At 68.1% G+C, this 16,509-nt stretch carries 16 protein-coding genes; 4 read left to right on the plus strand and 12 right to left on the minus strand.

Annotated features, from left to right (window positions below):
- Positions 1-249: 249 nt before the first annotated feature.
- Positions 250-2,334, minus strand: coding sequence for an NHL domain-containing protein (locus tag AAD027_RS18045; protein ID WP_341727426.1), 2,085 nt, complete (start codon positions 2,332-2,334; stop codon positions 250-252).
- A gap of 64 nt (positions 2,335-2,398) precedes the next feature.
- On the minus strand, positions 2,399-2,920 hold the full coding sequence (locus AAD027_RS18050) for a DUF1697 domain-containing protein (protein WP_341727427.1): 522 nt from the start codon (positions 2,918-2,920) through the stop codon (positions 2,399-2,401).
- 98 nt (positions 2,921-3,018) lie between these two features.
- On the opposite strand from AAD027_RS18050, the gene AAD027_RS18055 reads away from it, so the two are divergent.
- The gene (locus AAD027_RS18055) at positions 3,019-3,570 is read left to right on the plus strand and encodes a flavin reductase family protein (RefSeq protein WP_341727428.1); all 552 of its coding nucleotides are present in this window, start codon (positions 3,019-3,021) and stop codon (positions 3,568-3,570) included.
- Between the two features lie 274 nt (positions 3,571-3,844).
- Here the strand turns inward: AAD027_RS18055 and AAD027_RS18060 are convergent, their stop codons facing one another.
- The 3 genes from AAD027_RS18060 to arfB all read right to left on the minus strand — a co-directional run bounded on the left by AAD027_RS18060 (position 3,845) and on the right by arfB (position 5,970).
- On the minus strand, positions 3,845-4,870 hold the full coding sequence (locus tag AAD027_RS18060; RefSeq protein ID WP_341727429.1) for an isoaspartyl peptidase/L-asparaginase family protein: 1,026 nt from the start codon (positions 4,868-4,870) through the stop codon (positions 3,845-3,847).
- Positions 4,871-4,934: 64 nt separating this feature from the next.
- The gene (locus AAD027_RS18065) at positions 4,935-5,495 is read right to left on the minus strand and encodes a lysophospholipid acyltransferase family protein (protein ID WP_341727505.1); all 561 of its coding nucleotides are present in this window, start codon (positions 5,493-5,495) and stop codon (positions 4,935-4,937) included.
- Between the two features lie 40 nt (positions 5,496-5,535).
- A complete protein-coding gene (gene arfB / locus AAD027_RS18070) occupies positions 5,536-5,970 on the minus strand; it encodes an alternative ribosome rescue aminoacyl-tRNA hydrolase ArfB (RefSeq protein WP_341727430.1) in 435 nt (144 codons plus the stop codon).
- 125 nt (positions 5,971-6,095) lie between these two features.
- On the opposite strand from arfB, the gene AAD027_RS18075 reads away from it, so the two are divergent.
- On the plus strand, positions 6,096-6,665 hold the full coding sequence (locus AAD027_RS18075; RefSeq protein ID WP_341727431.1) for a DUF2059 domain-containing protein: 570 nt from the start codon (positions 6,096-6,098) through the stop codon (positions 6,663-6,665).
- A gap of 178 nt (positions 6,666-6,843) precedes the next feature.
- Here the strand turns inward: AAD027_RS18075 and ung are convergent, their stop codons facing one another.
- The 5 genes from ung to rhlB all read right to left on the minus strand — a co-directional run bounded on the left by ung (position 6,844) and on the right by rhlB (position 11,841).
- Positions 6,844-7,551 (minus strand): uracil-DNA glycosylase, encoded by a 708-nt coding sequence (ung, locus tag AAD027_RS18080; RefSeq protein WP_341727432.1) that lies wholly within the window; start codon positions 7,549-7,551, stop codon positions 6,844-6,846.
- A gap of 17 nt (positions 7,552-7,568) precedes the next feature.
- Positions 7,569-8,408: a response regulator gene (locus AAD027_RS18085; protein WP_341727433.1), complete on the minus strand. Its 840-nt coding sequence runs from the start codon at positions 8,406-8,408 to the stop codon at positions 7,569-7,571.
- Between the two features lie 14 nt (positions 8,409-8,422).
- Positions 8,423-9,367, minus strand: a complete 945-nt coding sequence (gene ftsX / locus AAD027_RS18090; protein WP_341727434.1) for a permease-like cell division protein FtsX — start codon at positions 9,365-9,367, stop codon at positions 8,423-8,425.
- Positions 9,364-10,053 carry a cell division ATP-binding protein FtsE gene (ftsE, locus tag AAD027_RS18095; RefSeq protein WP_341727435.1) on the minus strand — a complete coding sequence of 230 codons (690 nt, stop codon included), beginning with the start codon at positions 10,051-10,053 and terminating at the stop codon, positions 9,364-9,366. The genes ftsX and ftsE overlap by 4 nt, the downstream gene beginning before the upstream one ends.
- Before the next feature lie 102 nt (positions 10,054-10,155).
- The gene (rhlB, locus tag AAD027_RS18100) at positions 10,156-11,841 is read right to left on the minus strand and encodes an ATP-dependent RNA helicase RhlB (protein ID WP_341727436.1); all 1,686 of its coding nucleotides are present in this window, start codon (positions 11,839-11,841) and stop codon (positions 10,156-10,158) included.
- A gap of 227 nt (positions 11,842-12,068) precedes the next feature.
- Here rhlB and trxA point away from each other — a divergent pair, with 227 nt between their 5' ends.
- Positions 12,069-12,410 carry a thioredoxin TrxA gene (gene trxA / locus AAD027_RS18105; RefSeq protein ID WP_341727437.1) on the plus strand — a complete coding sequence of 114 codons (342 nt, stop codon included), beginning with the start codon at positions 12,069-12,071 and terminating at the stop codon, positions 12,408-12,410.
- 212 nt (positions 12,411-12,622) lie between these two features.
- Positions 12,623-14,323, plus strand: coding sequence for a transcription termination factor Rho (rho, locus tag AAD027_RS18110; RefSeq protein WP_341727438.1), 1,701 nt, complete (start codon positions 12,623-12,625; stop codon positions 14,321-14,323).
- Positions 14,324-14,466: 143 nt separating this feature from the next.
- Here rho and AAD027_RS18115 read toward each other — a convergent pair whose 3' ends face one another.
- Both AAD027_RS18115 and AAD027_RS18120 read right to left on the minus strand, forming a co-directional pair.
- Positions 14,467-15,402 (minus strand): SDR family oxidoreductase, encoded by a 936-nt coding sequence (locus AAD027_RS18115; protein ID WP_341727439.1) that lies wholly within the window; start codon positions 15,400-15,402, stop codon positions 14,467-14,469.
- A gap of 66 nt (positions 15,403-15,468) precedes the next feature.
- The gene (locus AAD027_RS18120; RefSeq protein ID WP_341727506.1) at positions 15,469-16,302 is read right to left on the minus strand and encodes an alpha/beta fold hydrolase; all 834 of its coding nucleotides are present in this window, start codon (positions 16,300-16,302) and stop codon (positions 15,469-15,471) included.
- Positions 16,303-16,509: the final 207 nt, after the last annotated feature.

Here is a 16,509-nt window from a genome sequence, read left to right on the forward strand (position 1 = left end):
CCCGGACCAGCTTTACCGCCTCAAGCTTGAACTCGGGCGTGAACGTCCGCTTTGCCATTTACCACCTCCGATTTCATCATTGCACCTAAACTAGGTGTCTGTGAAATCGGCAGCAGGCCAGACAGTCAATCGTGTGATATCGATTGCCATGACCCAGGCAACGAGCCGAATACCGGGATAAGGCCAAGTAAACGTACTTACCTGCGCCTTCTCCTGATGCCTGCCGGAAGCACTTCGAAGAAAGAACCGCTACTGCAACCGCACCTTCAGGTCGCGGCGGGACCGCGCCTCATTGCCGCTGTAATCCCGCGCGGTGATGCGCAACAGGTAGTCGCCGGCGGGCAGCGTGCCGGCCTGCCATGCGCCTTCGGCCCACTGGCCGTCGCGCACGGTGTTGGTGACGCTGTACTTGAAGCGCGTGACCGCGCTGCCGTGCACGGTGATGCCGCTGCCCGGCGCGTAGGCGATCTTGACCGCGTCGTCGGACGGCATGCGGTCGAAATCCAGGGTCATGAGCGGCGACTCGAAGCCCGGCAGCGGCGTGCCGTCGGCGTGCAGCACCTGGTAGCCCAGCGCATGCAGGCCCAGCCGGCGGCGCGGCAGGTTGCGATCCACCTGGTCCCACGCATCCACCACGATGCGGATGCCGGCCAGGTCGCGCGGCACGACGATGTGGCCGTCCTGCTTTCCTTCCAGCGGCTGGTCCAGCGTGTCGAACAGCGCGATGCCGTCGATGCGCGGCGCGTGGGTATCGGTGAAGCCGGTGAACCCCAGCGCCATGGCGTTGCGCTGGTAGCCGCCGGCGCCGACGGCCAGGTGCACGTGCGCCATGCGGTTGACGGTGCCCAGCGCGTCGCCCGCGGCGAAGCGCGTGCCGCGCCGCACGCGGATGCGCTCGGGTTCGCCGGCCTCGTCGCGCAGCAGGTGGAAGCGCGCCGCGTCCAGCACGTCCCCGCGCGGCGTGCGGCCCACGCGCATGTGGATGTAGTCCAGATCGCCGATCGACATGCCTTCGCCCAAACCGTCGAAACCCCACGCGCCGGACGGCGTGCCGACCTTGCCGTCGGCGATGGCCAGCACCGTGGCGCCGACATCGCCGCGGATGTCGAGGCCGCCGTGCAGGTGGTGCCGGCTCTCGCCGGTGTAGTCGCCGCGCACCTCGCCCAGCGTACCGACCACTTCGTGCCAGCCTTGTTGCGGGTGCAGCGGCCAGCGGCCGGCGGTGTCGGGCAAGGGGTCCTGCGGCGACGGGCCGATATCGAGCATCGGCGCCGTTTCCTCGGCGGGCGGCGCGATGCGGTGCACGCGATGGCTGCCGGCATCGGTGACATGGAGCGCGCCATCGGCATCCAGCGCCAGGCCGGCGGGCCGCGACAGCCGCTGCAGGGGTCCGTTGCCGGTGAGCACTATCCCGTGGCCGTCGCGGGCGAACTGCAGCACGCAACCGGTCGCCATGTCGCCGACGTACAGATAGCCATCGTGGGTGACGGCCACGCTGACCGGGCGGGCGAGATCATGCCCGTTGCCCTGGAACAGCGTGCTGACGACGCCCTGCGCATCGATGCGGCGGATCGCACGGTTGCGCGTGTCCGCCACCCACACCACGCCGGCGGCATCCACCGCGAGGGCGCTGGGCGTATCGAAGCGCGCGGCTTCGCCCACGCCGTCCCGGTAACCGGGCCATGCGTCGCCGGCCAGCGTGCCGACCACGCCTTCGCGCGAGATCACCCGGATGCGGTCGTTGTAGGTATCGGCCACGTAGACGCGGCCGCTGCCGTCCACCGCCACCCCGATGGGGCCGTTGAACTGCGCCTGCGCACCCGGGCCATCGCGGAAGCCTGCTTCGCCGGTGCCCGCCAGCGTGGTCACCACACCCTGCGGCGTGACCTTGCGGATGGCATGGTTACCGGTGTCGGCCACGTACAGGTTGCCGTCGCCGTCCCGGGCCAGCGCGGAGGGCGTGTGGAAGGCCGCCGCTTCGCCGATTCCGTCGGCAAGGCCCTCGCGCCCGCCCGCGAACGTACTCACTGTCCCGTCCGGCGCGATGCGGCGGATGCGGTTGTTGTCGCCGGCATCGGCCACGTAGCGCGTACCGTCGGCCATCACGGCGATACCGTACGGATCGTCGAAGCGCGCCTGCAGGGCCTGCCCGTCGCGCAGGCCGCGCACACCGTCACCGGCGGCCAGGCCGAGTTGCGCCTCCCAGCCGAACGGGGTGGCGCGCGGCCCGGTATCGGGCATGGGAACGGGATACTTGGGATGGAGGACGAAGGTGGCGGCCAGGGCGGCCGCGGTCAGCAGCACCACCAGCCAGAGCAAGGCGTTACGGGTCATGAAGTAAGGGAGGGCAGGATCGAGGCCGCACGATAGTCAGTCGCCGCCCCGATGGGAAGCACGATCAACGCGCGGCCGCCTCGCGCGCCATCTCCACCAGCCTGGCGACGGTGTTCATGTTGCGCGCCGTGCCGGCCTGGGCGGCCGGAATCCTCAGTCTGGAATCGCGCATGCCCTCGCCGTAGTGCACGTAGATCTCGCGCCGGCCCAGCACGATCTCCTCCACGGTGCGATGGCTCACGCGCGCCAGCGTGTCGGGCGGCGGCGGGGCGTCGAGGAAGACGACCAGGGCCCGGTTCGGGGCCGCCTCCGGAAACGGATGCGCGGCCAGCACCTGCGCCAGTTCGTCGGCCGTGCGGACCATCACGCCGATGGGCTTGCCGGCGTGGCGGGCCAGCGCGGCCTCCAGCTTCGCCTTCACCCGCTCCGCGCTCCCGGGGCTGGCCAGCACCACGTTGCCGCTGGCGATATAGGTGCGCACCCGGGTGAAGCCGCAGGCTTCGCACAGCGCCTTCAACTCGGCCATCGGCAGTTTGCCGGTGCCGCCGACATTGACCGCGCGCAGCAGGGCGACATGGATCGTCATGCCGGCAGCATAGCCGCTGGCGGCGGCACATGCCGCCCTTGGACGTGCCATGCTGCCGACGCCCGTGCGGGGCGACGCCCGCCAGTGGAGGAACGCATATGAGGACCCATCGCAAGCACGACTATCCGCTGTCGGACATCCGGCGGTTCCTGGAGCCGGGGCCCATCGTGCTGGTCAGTTCGGCCTGGCAGGGCGAGCGCAACCTGATGACGATGGGCTGGCACTGCATGCTCGGCTTCGAGCCGGCGCTGTTCGGTTGCTACATCTGGGAAGAGAACCACAGCCATGCGCTCATCAAGCGCAGCCGCGAGTGCGTCATCAACCTGCCCACCGCCGACCTGCTGGATGCCGTGGTCGGCATCGGCAACTGCAGCGGTACCGAAGGCGACAAGTTCGAGCGGTTCGGCCTGACCGCCATGCCCGCCAGCAAGGTGGGCGCGCCGCTGGTGGAGGAATGCCACGCCAACTTCGAGTGCCGCCTGCAGAAACACCTCCCGGATTACGGTTTCTTCATCTGGGAGGTGGTGAAGGCGCACGTGGCGGCGTCACCGAAGCGCCCGCGGACCGTGCATTACCGGGGCGAGGGCGAGTTCATGCTGTCCGGCCCGCACGTCAGCCGGCGTCGGCTGTTCAAGCCGGAGATGCTCTAAGAACCTGTTCACGATCTCGAAAAAGGAGTTCGTCATTCCGGCTGTTGAAAGCCGCCGGAATGACGGGTCTTTTTCTCGAATACCGGCCGCGCTTCTCGAAAGCGTGAACAGGTTCTAAGGAGCAGTAAAGGGCAAAGTCGGCGGCTCCGCCGCCTGCGAGTCAGGAGCAACCGCGCTTTTCCTTGCGCTTTACAGGCGGCAAAGCCGCCGACTTGCCAGTGCGCGCGGCGCACAGCTTCCCGCGTTCAAGCGCCGGGACCAGAGTCGATTCAACCTACCGCAGCGTATCGCCCTGCATCGCATCCGTCGCATAGATCGCCACGTGCGGCACGCCATCGCTGCCGATCCAGCCGCGGTACATGCCTTCGGTGTTGAACGGCAGGGCGAAGCTGCCGTCGCTGCCCAGCGCGATGGCGCCGCCGTCGCCGCCGGCCCGAGGAATGTCGTCGTTGACGACGCCGCGCGCGGCGCTCGCGATGGACTGGCCGGCATGCTTCACCCGCGCGCAGATCTCGTGCGCGGCCACCGCGCGGATGTAGAACTCGCCCCAGCCGGTGCCGGATACCGCGCAGCGGTCGTCGGCGTAGGTGCCCGCCCCGATGATGGGCGCATCGCCGACGCGGCCGTAGCGCTTGTTGGTCATGCCGCCGGTGGACGTGGCCGCGGCCAGGTGGCCCTGCGCGTCCAGCGCGACCGCGCCCACCGTGCCGAAGTACCTGGCTGTCTCTATGTCGGCGTGCGCCTCGCGCGAGGCTTCTTCGCGCAGCGCCTTCTGCAGTTGCTGCCAGCGCTTCTCGGTGCGGAAATACGACGGTTCGACCAGCTCGATGCCGTGTTCCTTCGCGAACGCTTCCGCGCCCGCGCCCACCATCATCACGTGCGGCGACTTCTCCATCACCGCGCGCGCCAGCAGGACGGGGTTCTTCACCCGCTGCACGCCGGCCACCGCACCGGCCCGCCGCGTCGCGCCATCCATCAGCGCGGCGTCCAGTTCGTTGCGGCCGTCATGGGTGAACACCGCGCCCTTGCCGGCGTTGAACGAAGGCGCGTCCTCCAGCACCCTCACCGCCGCGGTCACCGCCTCCAGCGCGGACTCGCCAGCGATGAGCCGTGCATGGCCGGCGCGCAATGCCTGCTCCAGCGATGCGCGCGCGGCGGCCTCTTCCGCGGGTGTCAGCGCGTTGCGCACCACGCCCGCGCCACCATGGACGACCAGCACGGGGTCGGCGGCATGCGCCGGCGGCACGACGGGAAGCACGAGCAAACCCGCGACGAGGAAACAGGACAGGTGCGCTTTCATGGAGACCTCGGTGACGGAAACGGACGACGCCGGGCATCGGCACCGCGGGCATGGACCATGCCGATCAGAAGGTCCCGCGGTTCTTGCCCTGCCAGGGCCGGTACCACGCGCGGATCGCGGCCATGTCGGCCTCGGCATCGCCCGTGGGATGGTAGACCCCGCCGATGCCGATGGTCTTCTCCGGATAATGGAAGTAGGCCATCAGGATGGGCACCTGCGCCTGCTGGGCGATCTTCAGGAAGCCGCCCTTCCACCTGTCCACGCGCTTGCGCGTGCCTTCCGGCGTCAGCGCGAACCACATCCTGTCCGACTCGCGGATCATCCGCACCGCCTGATCCACCGTGCCCTGCGGCGAACGCCGGTCCACCGGCACCACGCCCAGCTTGCGCAGCAGCGGGGACAACGGCCACCAGAACAGCTGCGCCTTGCCCAACACGCGCACCTGGAAGCCCATCGCGATCTTCGCCGCCATCCCCCAGATGCCGTCCCAGTTGGACGAATGCGGCGCCACGATCAGCACCAGCTTGGGGATGTCCGGCAGCGTGCCGGTCACCTTCCAGCCGAACGCGCGCAGGAAGCTGCGGCCCAGCCAGCGGGTGAACCGGTTGGGCGGCACCTGCGGCATGCTGGGCGGGATGCGCGGAAGGATGTCGTCGCTCAAACGGTTACTCCCAATGGCTCTTCTGCGAACGGCCGCGCTTGACCTGGCTGCGCTCGCGCTTGGCGTCCAGGCGACGGGCCTTGGCCGCGCGCGAGGGCTTGGTGGCGATGCGCTTCTTCGGCACGACGAGCGCGGCGGCGATGAGCGCGGCCAACCGCTCGCGGGCATCCTGGCGGTTGCGGTCCTGCGTGCGGAAGCGCTGCGCGTCGATCACCAGCACGCCGTCGTCGGTCAGGCGGCGGTCGCGCTTGGCCAGCAGGCGCTCGCGCAGCGGATCCGGCAGCGACGGGGAATTCGCCACGTCGAAGCGCAGTTCCACCGCGGTGGACACCTTGTTGACGTTCTGCCCGCCCGCGCCGCTGGCGCGCACGAAGCGCTCGACGAGTTCATCGTCCGGAATGGCCAGCGTGGGCGTGATGTCGAGTGAACCGCTCCCCATGCGCGGATTGTAGACAGGATGGGTGGCGGTTCGTAGCGCGACGGCGCGGTTCCGCCGCCGATTAACGCCAGATTTACTTCCGAACGGGCACCCTACGGACCCGCTCCACGCCGTGTCGCCTCCGCATGAAGTCCTGGTCATCGAGCGCGTCCCGCGCGCTGCCCCGCCTGTTGCCGCTGTTTTTCCTGGCCCTGCTCGCCCTGCCCGCACTGGCGGCCGAGCCCTCCGACGCCGACATCGACCGCCTGCTGAAAGCGTCCCGCGCCGAGAGCCTGCTGGCCGCGATCGTCCCGCAGATGGAGGCCGTGCAGCAGCAGGAGTTCGACAAGCACTTCGCCGGCAAGGAAATGACCGAGGAACAGAAGGCCGAAGTGGCGCGCATCCAGGCCAAGACCAACGAGATCGTCCGCAAGGCGCTGTCGTGGGAGGAAATGCGTCCGGTCTACCTGGACGTGTACAAGAAGACCTACACGCGCGAGGACGTGCGCGCGATCGCCAAGTTCTACGAAAGCCCGGCCGGCAAGAGCCTGCTGGACAAGAACCCGCTGCTGATGCAGAACATCATGAGCGCGGTGCAGCAGAAGATGGGCCCCATGCTGGAAGAGCTGCAGGCCGAGATCCGCAGCATCCCCACCGACACCGCCGTCCCCCCACCGCCCGTCTCTCCGCCGCAGAAGCGCCGCCGCACCCGTTGAGCCGCCCACGCGTTGCGAGCGCATCGTAGGGTGCGCCCTGGCGCACCGATGACCATTCCACTTGCACCATGACGAACGCGCCGCAGCGCGCCCGGATGGTCAACAGGCAGGCTTTCATTACGTATCCGCGGATTCCATCGGTGCGCCAGGGCGCACCCTACGTCGCACCTGCAGTTTTTCAGAGCACCAGTTGGTCCCGTGGCGGCAAGCGCCAGTCGATCGGCGCTTGCCCGTGCTGCTCCAGGTAGCGGTTGGCGGCGCTGAAATGCCCGCAGCCCAGGAAGCCGCGATGCGCGGACAGCGGCGACGGGTGCGGCGCGCGCAGCACGCGGTGGCGACGCGCGTCGATCACCTTGCCCTTGGCCTGCGCGTAACTGCCCCACAGCAGGAACACCAACCCTTCGCGCTCGCGCGCCAACGTCTCGATGGCATGGTCGGTGAAGCCTTCCCAGCCCTTGCCCTGGTGCGCGCCGGCACGGCCTTCCTCCACCGTCAGCACCGCGTTGAGCAGCAGCACGCCCTGCCGCGCCCATGGCAGCAGGCAGCCGTGGTCGGGCGGTGCGATCCCCAGGTCGTTCTCTATTTCCTTGTAGATGTTGACCAGCGACGGCGGCACCGGCACGCCCGGCAGCACCGAGAAACACAGGCCGTGCGCCTGGCCGCGGCCGTGGTACGGGTCCTGGCCCAGGATCACCACCTTCACCGCGTCGAACGGCGTGGCGTCGAACGCGGCGAAGATCTGCGGCCCCGGCGGATAGATGCGCGCGCCGGCCGCCTTGCGCTGGCGCAGGAACGCGGACAGCTCGCGCATCTCCGGCCGTTGCAGCCACTCGCCGATGCGCGCCTTCCAGGAGGGTTCCAGCTTGATGCGGTCGTCGTCGGCCATAACGAAAAGAAGATGTCTCAGACCAGGCTGCGGGATTCGTCCATGCGCGACAGGCGCAGCTGGAACAGCACCTTGGTCACCAGCAAGCGTTCCTCGATGGGCTTGAGCACCAGGTCGTTGGCGCCGGCCTGCAGCAGTTCGGCCTGGTTGTCGCGGTTGCTGTCGCCGGTCATCACCAGGATGGGCAGGCGGCGCTTGCCATAGGCGAAGTCGATGCGGATGCGCTGGACCACGTCGCGCCCGCTCAGCTCGCCCTTCAGCGTCACGTCGGTCAGCACGATGTCGAACTTGTGCGTGGCCAGCCCCAGCGACTCGGCGGTGAGCAGGGCGAAGGCATCCTCCGCCTTCAGCACGTGCACCACGTTGAGCGACTGCCGCTCCAGCATGCGGCGGGTGGTCTCGGCCACCACGCGACTGTCCTCCACGTACAGCACGGTGGCGCCGGGCACCGGCTCGGGCTGCACGTAGCCGCGGATGAAGGCGGCCAGCGCCTCGTGGCCCAGCGACTTGTCGAAATAGTCGGTGACGAATTCGGTGAAGCGCCGTTCCTCGAGGTGCTGCTGGGCATCGCCGGACACCACGATCACCGGCACGTAGGCCTGGCCGGACGCCTGGCGCACGCTGCGGGCGATCTCCAGCCCGTCGCCGTCGGGCAGCGCCAGCGCTGTGGTGACCAGATGCACTTCGCCGGCCTCCAGCGCGGCCCGCGCCTCGGCGATGCTGGAACAGCCGATCACCTGCACGCCCGGCAGCTCGTGCTGCAACACATCGGCAATCAGCTTGCGGACCAGCTTGGACCCGTCCACCACCATCACGCGGGGAGCGTCGCTGATCAGATGCCGGAGCTCTTGGGCCATGAAGGTGGGAGATCTCAGGTTTCGGTCGGGCGAGTCTGACGCAAGAAGTGCCCGGTCACCAGCCACGCGCCCAGCCAGCCGATGACCGTGGCCGCCAGCACGACCACCGTGGCGCCCCGCCACTCCAGCCCTGCCAAAGCGAACCGGCTGCCGTAGCTGCTGGCCAGCGCCGCCAGCGGATCGCGCAGCGCGACCGCCGCCAGCGTCAGCAATCCCAACGCCAATGCGCCGGCCGCCAACCCGTACCAGGCACCGAGGTAGACGAACGGACGACGGATGAAACCGTCGCTGGCGCCCAGCAACTGCAACACACCGATTTCCTCGCGCCGCGACTGGATGTCCAGCCGCACGGTATTGCCCACCACCAGCAGCGCACCCAGCCCGAACAGCGCGGCCAGCACCCACACCAGCCGCTGGCCGAAGCCCAGCCAGCCGGCCAGCCGCGCGCGCCAGGCGGCGTCGTGCTGCAGCAGGTCGGTTTCCGGCAGCGCCTGCAATGCCGCGACCAGCCGCGTGTCGTCGCCCTGCGGCACCAGGATCAGCAGGCTGGGCAGCGGATTGCCGTCCAGCGCATCCAGCGTGGCGCCCAGCCCGCTGCGCTCGCGGAATTCGGCCAGGCCCTGCTCCGGCGTGCGCAGTTCCACGCTGGCCACGTCGGAACGGCCACGGAATTCCTCCGCCAGCCCCTGCGCGCGCGCCAGCGGCGTGTCGGGTTTGAGGAACAGGTCGATCTCGCGCGACTGCTGCACATCGCCGGCGAAGTGCTCGACGTTCTGCAGCGCCAGCCACAGGCCCAGCGGCAGCACGAAGGCCACCGCCATCACCCCGATGGTCAGCAGCGTCGCCCACGGCCGGCGCAGCACGCGGCCCAGGCTGGAGACGAAGCTGTAGAGATGCTGGTCCAGCCAGATCCCGAACCCGGACCGCGGACGCGCCCTGGCGTTCTGCTGCTCGCTCATTCGGCCAGGTCCGCGGGGGAGATGTCGTCGACCAGCTTGCCGTGGTCCAGGATCAGCACGCGCTTCTTCATCCGCTTGAGCAGCGACAGGTCGTGGCTGACCACCAGCACGCTGGTGCCGCGCTCGGGCATGGACGCGAACAGCGACATGATCTCCGCCGCCAGCGTGGGATCGAGGTTGCCGGTGGGCTCGTCGGCCACCAGCAGGCGCGGCTCGGCGACGATGGCGCGGGCGATGCCCACGCGCTGCTGTTCGCCGGCGGACAGCTGGGTGGGCAGGGCCTTTTCGCGATGGCCCAGGCCCAGCCGCGCCAGCACCTCGCGCACGCGCTTGCCGATGTCGCCGCGGCGGTCGCCGCGCAGGATCAGCGGCAGCGAGACGTTCTCCATCACCGTGCGGTCGGTCAGCAGGCGATGGTCCTGGTAGACGGCGCCCACTTCGCGCCGGTGCAGCGGGATGCGGCCGCCGCGCACCTTCAGCAGGTTGCGGCCGCCGAACACCACCGCGCCGCGGCTGGGACGTTCGCTCAGGTGGATCAGCTTCAGCAGCGTGCTCTTGCCGGCACCGGAATGGCCGGTGACGAACAACATCTCGCCTTCCGCCACCTCGAAGCTGACGTCCTCCAGCGCCGGGTGCCCGCCGGGGTATTGCTTGCTGACGTTTTCAAACCGCAGGACGCTGCTCATAGCCGTCGATTATGCCGGACAGCAGACCGGATGCGACGGGCACGCCGACCGTAGGAGCGCGGAATGGGCGGCCTCCCGGGCATCGCCCGGGAGGCCGCGCGGTCAGGAACCGGAGACCAGCGACTTCAGCTTGCGGCCCAGACGGGTCAGGAAGGACGAATTGTCGTTAACCGCTGGCGCCGGTGCGGGCTTGGCCGTGGCGGCGGCCGGATTGGTCACGGCAGCCTCGGCGCCCTCCAGCGGACGACCATGGCGGCGGCGACGGCGCTTGCGCGGTGGGCGCTCGCCCTCCGGCACGGTCGACGCGGCGATGGCCGGAGCCGGAACAGGCGTAGCGGCAACGGCGGGCGCGGCGGCCGGATCGCGCGGCGGACGCGGCGCGCGCGGCTTGCCGTCGCCGGAACGCGATCCTTCACGACGGCCACCCTCGCGGCGACCGCCTTCACGGCCGCCCTCACGACGCCCGCCGCCGGCGGGCTTGCGGCCGCCGCCACGGCGCTCCTCGTCGGCGGCCTTCTGCTCGCGCGCCTCGCGGAAGATCTGGCCGATGCTTTCTTCTTCCTCGCCATCGGCCTCGCCGCCTTGCGGCTGCGGACGCGGCGCGCGCGGCAACGCGGTCAGCAGCTCGGCGGACACGGCCTCCACCGGGATCTTCTGCTCGATGTAGGCCTCGATGTCCGGCAGGCTCATCGCGTAGCGCTCGCAGGCGAAGCTGATGGCGTCGCCCTCGGCGCCCAGGCGCGCGGTGCGGCCGATGCGGTGCACGTAGTCCTCGGCGTCGAACGGCAGGTCGTAGTTGTAGACGTGCGACACGCCGTCGATGTGCAGGCCGCGCGCGGCCACGTCGGTGGCCACCAGCAGTTCCAGCTGGCCGGCCTGGAAGCGCTTGAGCAGGCTTTCGCGCTTCTTCTGCGGCACGTCGCCGGACAGCACGCCGACGCGGTAGCCGGCCTTCTCCAGCGACCGGGCCACGCGTTCCACGAACATCTTGGTGTTCACGAACACCATGGTGCGCGCGCCCTCGCTGCGCGACAGCAGGCCCAGCAGCAGCGGGATCTTCTCCTCGTCGGCCGGGAAGTAGATGCGCTGGCGCACGCGCGCGGCGGTGATGGACTCGGTTTCCACGACGAGCTTTTCCGGCTCGTTCATGTGCTCGTAGGCCAGCTCCAGCACGCGGTGGCTCAGCGTGGCGCTGAACAGCAGCGTCTGCCGCTCGGTGCGGATCGGCATGCGGCGCAGCAGGAAGCGGATGTCCTTGATGAAGCCCAGGTCGAACATGCGGTCGGCTTCGTCCAGCACGCATATCTCGCAGGCGTGCAGGCTGACCACCTTGTGCTGCTTGACGTAGTCGATCAGGCGGCCGGGCGTGGCGATGATGACGTCCACGCCCTGCTGCAGCAGCTCGCGCTGCTTGTCGTAGTCCACGCCGCCGTAGACCAGCGCGAAGCGCAGGCCCAGGTCGGCGCCGAACTTCACCGCGTCCTTGTGGATCTGGATGGCCAGCTCGCGGGTCGGCGCCAGGATCAGCGCGCGCGGGTCCTCGGGCTTGCGGTCGGCCAGGGCCGGCCGGATCAGCAGGCGGTTCATCACCGCCACCAGGAACGCCAGCGTCTTGCCGGTGCCGGTCTGGGCCTGGCCGGCCACGTCGCGCCCGGCCAGGGCCACCGGCAGGGTCAGTGCCTGAATGGGGGTGCAGCGGGAGAATCCTGCGCCTTCCAGCCCGGCCAACAGCGCCGGATGCAGGTCGAACGAGGAGAATGTGATATCGGTTAACGGTTTGTCGCTCATGCCTTCTTCTTTTGCGTCGCAGTGTTCCGCGCGCGTTGCTGTTAATGCGGTTGAGTGTGCTTGCATCGGCCTCACCGGCGTCGCACACTGCGCCCCCTGTACCGGGTTGCGCGGACCGCCTGGGTAACCTTGAAAGGGCCGCGAAACGCCCCAGTTTACCCCAATAGAGGCGGCCGTCCCGGCCCGAACCCGTCCGCGTCCGCCCGCGGACCCCGCAGGAGACCCCAGTGAGCGATAAAGTGACCCACGTCGGCGATGCCGATTTCGATGCCGCCGTGTTGCAGTCCGGCGAGCCCGTATTGGTGGATTTCTGGGCCGAATGGTGCGGCCCGTGCAAGATGATCGCCCCGGTGCTGGACGAGCTGGCCGAGACCTACGACGGCAAGCTGAAGGTGAAGAAGGTCAACGTGGACGAGAACCGCGCCACCGCGATCAAGTACCACGTGCGCTCCATCCCGATGCTGCTGCTGTTCAAGGACGGCCAGGTGCAGGCCACCCAGATCGGCGCCGTCGGCAAGGGCCAGCTGACCCAGATGATCGACAAGGCGCTGGGTACGCAGGCCGCCTGAGCCTGCCACCCCCGGCCGACCCAGGCTGGCGGGCGCGCTGTCTGAACATGCTTGAACCACCGCTGCGGCAAGGCTTGCCGCCGCCGCAGCCCGGTGTTAGTGTCCGAATATCCGGCGCAGGGGTACGCGCCGCACCCATCTGAACACACACTCTCCTTTTACCGCCCGCCGCCGCGCTCCGCCGGCGCTCGCCACCTAGCGAGGAATCGCACTTGTCCGACAGCAGCAACGAAACCGGCGCCCCCGCCGAGAAGCGCGTGCGCAAGACCCGCGCCCCGAAGGCCGCCCCGGCCGCCGAAACCGCAGCGCCCCCCGCTCCCGCCGAGCGCGCCCCCGAACCCGCCCCGCAAGCCCCGCCGCCCCGGCAGCAGCCTGCCGCCGCCGAGCGTGCACCGGCCCCGCCCTCCGCCTCTTCCCCCTCCACGGGCGAGAGTGGCGGCGAGCCCCAGGGCGGCCAGTCCGAGGGCGGCGAAGGCGAAACGCGCGAGCAGCGCGACAACCGCTTCAACAACAACAACCGCCGCGACCGCTTCCGCAACCGCCGCGAGCGCAACCGCGAGCGCTACGGCAACGACGGCATGCCCAGCGACAACGGCGCCAACGAGCCGTTCGTGTCGCGGCAGATGCCGGGCGTGCCGGAAGGCTTCCCGCAGTATTCGCTCAGCGACCTCAAGCGCATGCCGGCGCCCAAGCTGCTGGAGATCGCCGAGCAGCTGAACATCCAGGAAGGCGTGGCCCGCGCCCGCAAGCAGGACGTGATCTTCGCACTGCTGAAGGTGCTGACCCGCCACGGCGAAGGCGTCGCCGCCGACGGCGTGCTGGAAATCCTGCCGGACGGCTTCGGCTTCCTGCGCGCCGCCGAGGCCAGCTACCTGGCCGGCCCGGACGACGTCTACATCAGCCCCAGCCAGATCCGCCGCTTCAACCTGCGCACCGGCGACCATCTGGGCGGCCGCATCCGCTTCCCGAAGGACGGCGAGCGCTACTTCGCGCTGTCCACCATCGACACCATCAATGGCGAGCCGCTGGAAGCCAGCAAGAACAAGGTGCTGTTCGAGAACCTGACCCCGCTGTTCCCGCGCCGCCGCTTCACCCTGGAGCGCGGCAACGGTTCGTCGGAAGACATCGCCGGCCGCATCCTCGACCTGATGGCCCCGCAGGGCAAGGGCCAGCGCGCGCTGATCGTGTCGCCGCCCAAGGCCGGCAAGACGATCATGATGCAGCAGATCGCCACCGCCATCACCACCAACCATCCGGACGTGCACCTGATCGTGCTGCTGGTGGACGAGCGTCCCGAGGAAGTCACCGAAATGCAGCGCACCGTGCGCGGCGAAGTGGTGAGTTCCACGTTCGACGAACCCGCCGCCCGCCACGTGCAGGTCGCCGAGATGGTGATCGAGCGCGCCAAGCGCCTGGTCGAGCACAAGAAGGACGTGGTGATCATGCTGGACTCGATCACCCGCCTGGCCCGCGCCTACAACAACGTCGTGCCCAGCTCCGGCAAGGTGCTGACCGGCGGCGTGGACGCCAACGCCCTGCACCGGCCGAAGCGCTTCTTCGGCGCCGCGCGCAACGTGGAGGAAGGCGGCAGCCTGACCATCATCGCCACCGCGCTGGTCGAGACCGGCAGCAAGATGGACGAGGTGATCTACGAAGAGTTCAAGGGCACCGGCAACAGCGAAGTGCACCTGAACCGCCGCATCACCGAGAAGCGCGTCTACCCGGCCATCGACATCAACCGCTCCGGCACCCGCCGCGAAGACCTGCTGATCGAACCGGAACTGCTGCAGAAGATCTGGATCCTGCGCAAGCTGCTGCACCCGATGGACGAGATCGCCGCGATGGAATTCCTGCTGGACAAGATGAAGAACACCAAGTCCAACGACGAGTTCTTCGCTTCGATGAAGCGGTAAGCAAGAGCCCCGGGAAACCGGGGCTTCTTCGTTGCGACGGATCGCCTGGAATTCCCGGGAAAAAGCGCAGCAGGTCCGGAATCGGCCAGATGCGGACCCTCAACTCAATCCAGCGCGCTGTGATTGAGAGTTTCGAGGCCCAGTCAGCCTCCGACCCCGCTCTTTCTGATCAAGTCGATCCCCTCACGGTAGGTCATGACTTTGAACTCAGGGAATCTGCGCTTGAACTTGCTCGAATCGAACAGGTTGTCCTGCTCGTAGCGCGGAAGCAACTCCCGGATCTCCCTGACTTGCGGCGAGAAGATGCCGGCGACGGCAAAAGCCAACCTGCCGATGACCTTGTACGACACGGGCCTGTCGAATGCCTCGCAGGCCATGGTGACGAACTGCTTGTACGTCGGTCGGTCGTCGCAGCAAGGCAGATGCCAGGTTTGTCCGAATGCATCGGGCGTGTTCCCGAGTGCAGCTAGTCCCCGGCTCGCATCGGGCGTCCAGATCAGCGTGCGCTTGGTGTCGTCGCGTATCGGAACACGCGGCGACTTGCCAGCCTTCAACTTGTCGGTAATGAGCGCGTTGGTGAAACTCTGGGTCTTGCCCGGGCCATAGAACTCGGGCGCACGACCGATGAGCACGGGGATCTCGCCGCGCGCCATCTCCTCCAGCACCATGGTGGCCATGCGGGCACGCACCTTGCCTTTGCGGCCGACCGGCGCGAAAGGGGTCTCCTCCGTCAGCAGCCGGTCGTCCTGTGGGTACATATAGGTGTTGTCGAAGTAGGCGAACTTCGCGCCCGCAGCCCGGCAGGCATCAAGGGCGTTCTTCAGCATCGCGGGGAACTGCTTCTCCCACAGCTCGGTATCCGGCGGCAAGCCAGCCGTGAAGTAGACGATGCTGCTGCCCTCGACCGCCTTTGTGGTTTGCCTGGCATCAAGGAGATCAGCGGACACGACGACATCGGCATCGTTGACCTTGCGCGGATTACGACTGACCAGTCGCAGGTCACGGGTGTAATTGCGTTGCAACTCGCGTGCCAGTTCCGCGGCGATTTGGCCGTTCGCGCCCAATATCGTTTGCATCATTGTCCCTTGCATATCAGCACACGCCCCGCATCCACTGCGGCGCGTGCGTTTACGTATCGACTACGACTATTCCTGCTGCAGGAACGCCAGCAGATCGGCATTGACCTGGTCGGCATGCGTGGTCGGGATGCCATGTGGCGCGCCCTTGTAGGTAAGCAGCTTGCCGTTCTTGACCAGCTTCGCCGACAACACGCCAGAATCGGCATAGGGAACGACTTGGTCGTCATCGCCGTGGATGACCAGGACCGGGATGGTGATTCCCTTTAAGTCCTCGGTGAAATCGGTCTGCGAGAAGGCGACGATCCCATCGTAGTGTGCCTTGGCGCTGCCCATCATGCCTTGGCGCCACCAGTTCCAGATCACCCCTTCCGACGGCTTGGCGCCGGGGCGGTTGTAACCATAGAAGGGGCCGGCGGGAACGTCGTAGTAGAACTGTGCGCGGTTCGCGGCGACCTGCGCCTGGAAGTCGTCGAATACCTCTTTGGGCGTGCCACCCGGATTGCTCTCGGTCTTGACCATCAGCGGAGGCACGGCGCTGATGAGCACGGCCTTGGATACCTTGTCTTCGCCATGGCGTGCGATGTAACGCACCACCTGGCCGCCGCCCGTCGAATGTCCGACGTGCATCGCCCCATGAGTGCCGAGCTTCTCGACCACGGCGGCTACGTCGTCGGCGTAGTGATCCATGTCGTGACCGTCCCAGACCTGGCTGGAACGGCCGTGGCCGCGGCGGTCATGCGCAACCACGCGGAAGCCCTTGTTCACGAAGAACATCATCTGCGCGTCCCAGTCGTCGGAACTGAGTGGCCAGCCGTGGTGGAAATGGATGACCTTGGCATCGCGCGGACCCCAGTCCTTGTAGAAGATCTCGACGCCATCTTTGGTGGTGACCGTGGCCATATGCTGGGTTCCTTGTGTACTGGTACGTGAGGAAGAAGTGCGATCGGATGCCGACGCCCACCCTGGAAGAGCCAAACTCCCGGCCATGGCGGCGCCACCGATCATCAATCTGCGGCGGAGCGCATCCACGTCGGCACCTTCTTGACGAATCAAATCGGAAACATCTTTCACCGCTGGCCTCCTGAGAATTTCAACCTACAGGACGTT

The sequence above is a fragment of the Pseudoxanthomonas putridarboris genome, from assembly GCF_038321125.1.
GTDB classification, from domain to species: domain Bacteria; phylum Pseudomonadota; class Gammaproteobacteria; order Xanthomonadales; family Xanthomonadaceae; genus Pseudoxanthomonas_A; species Pseudoxanthomonas_A putridarboris.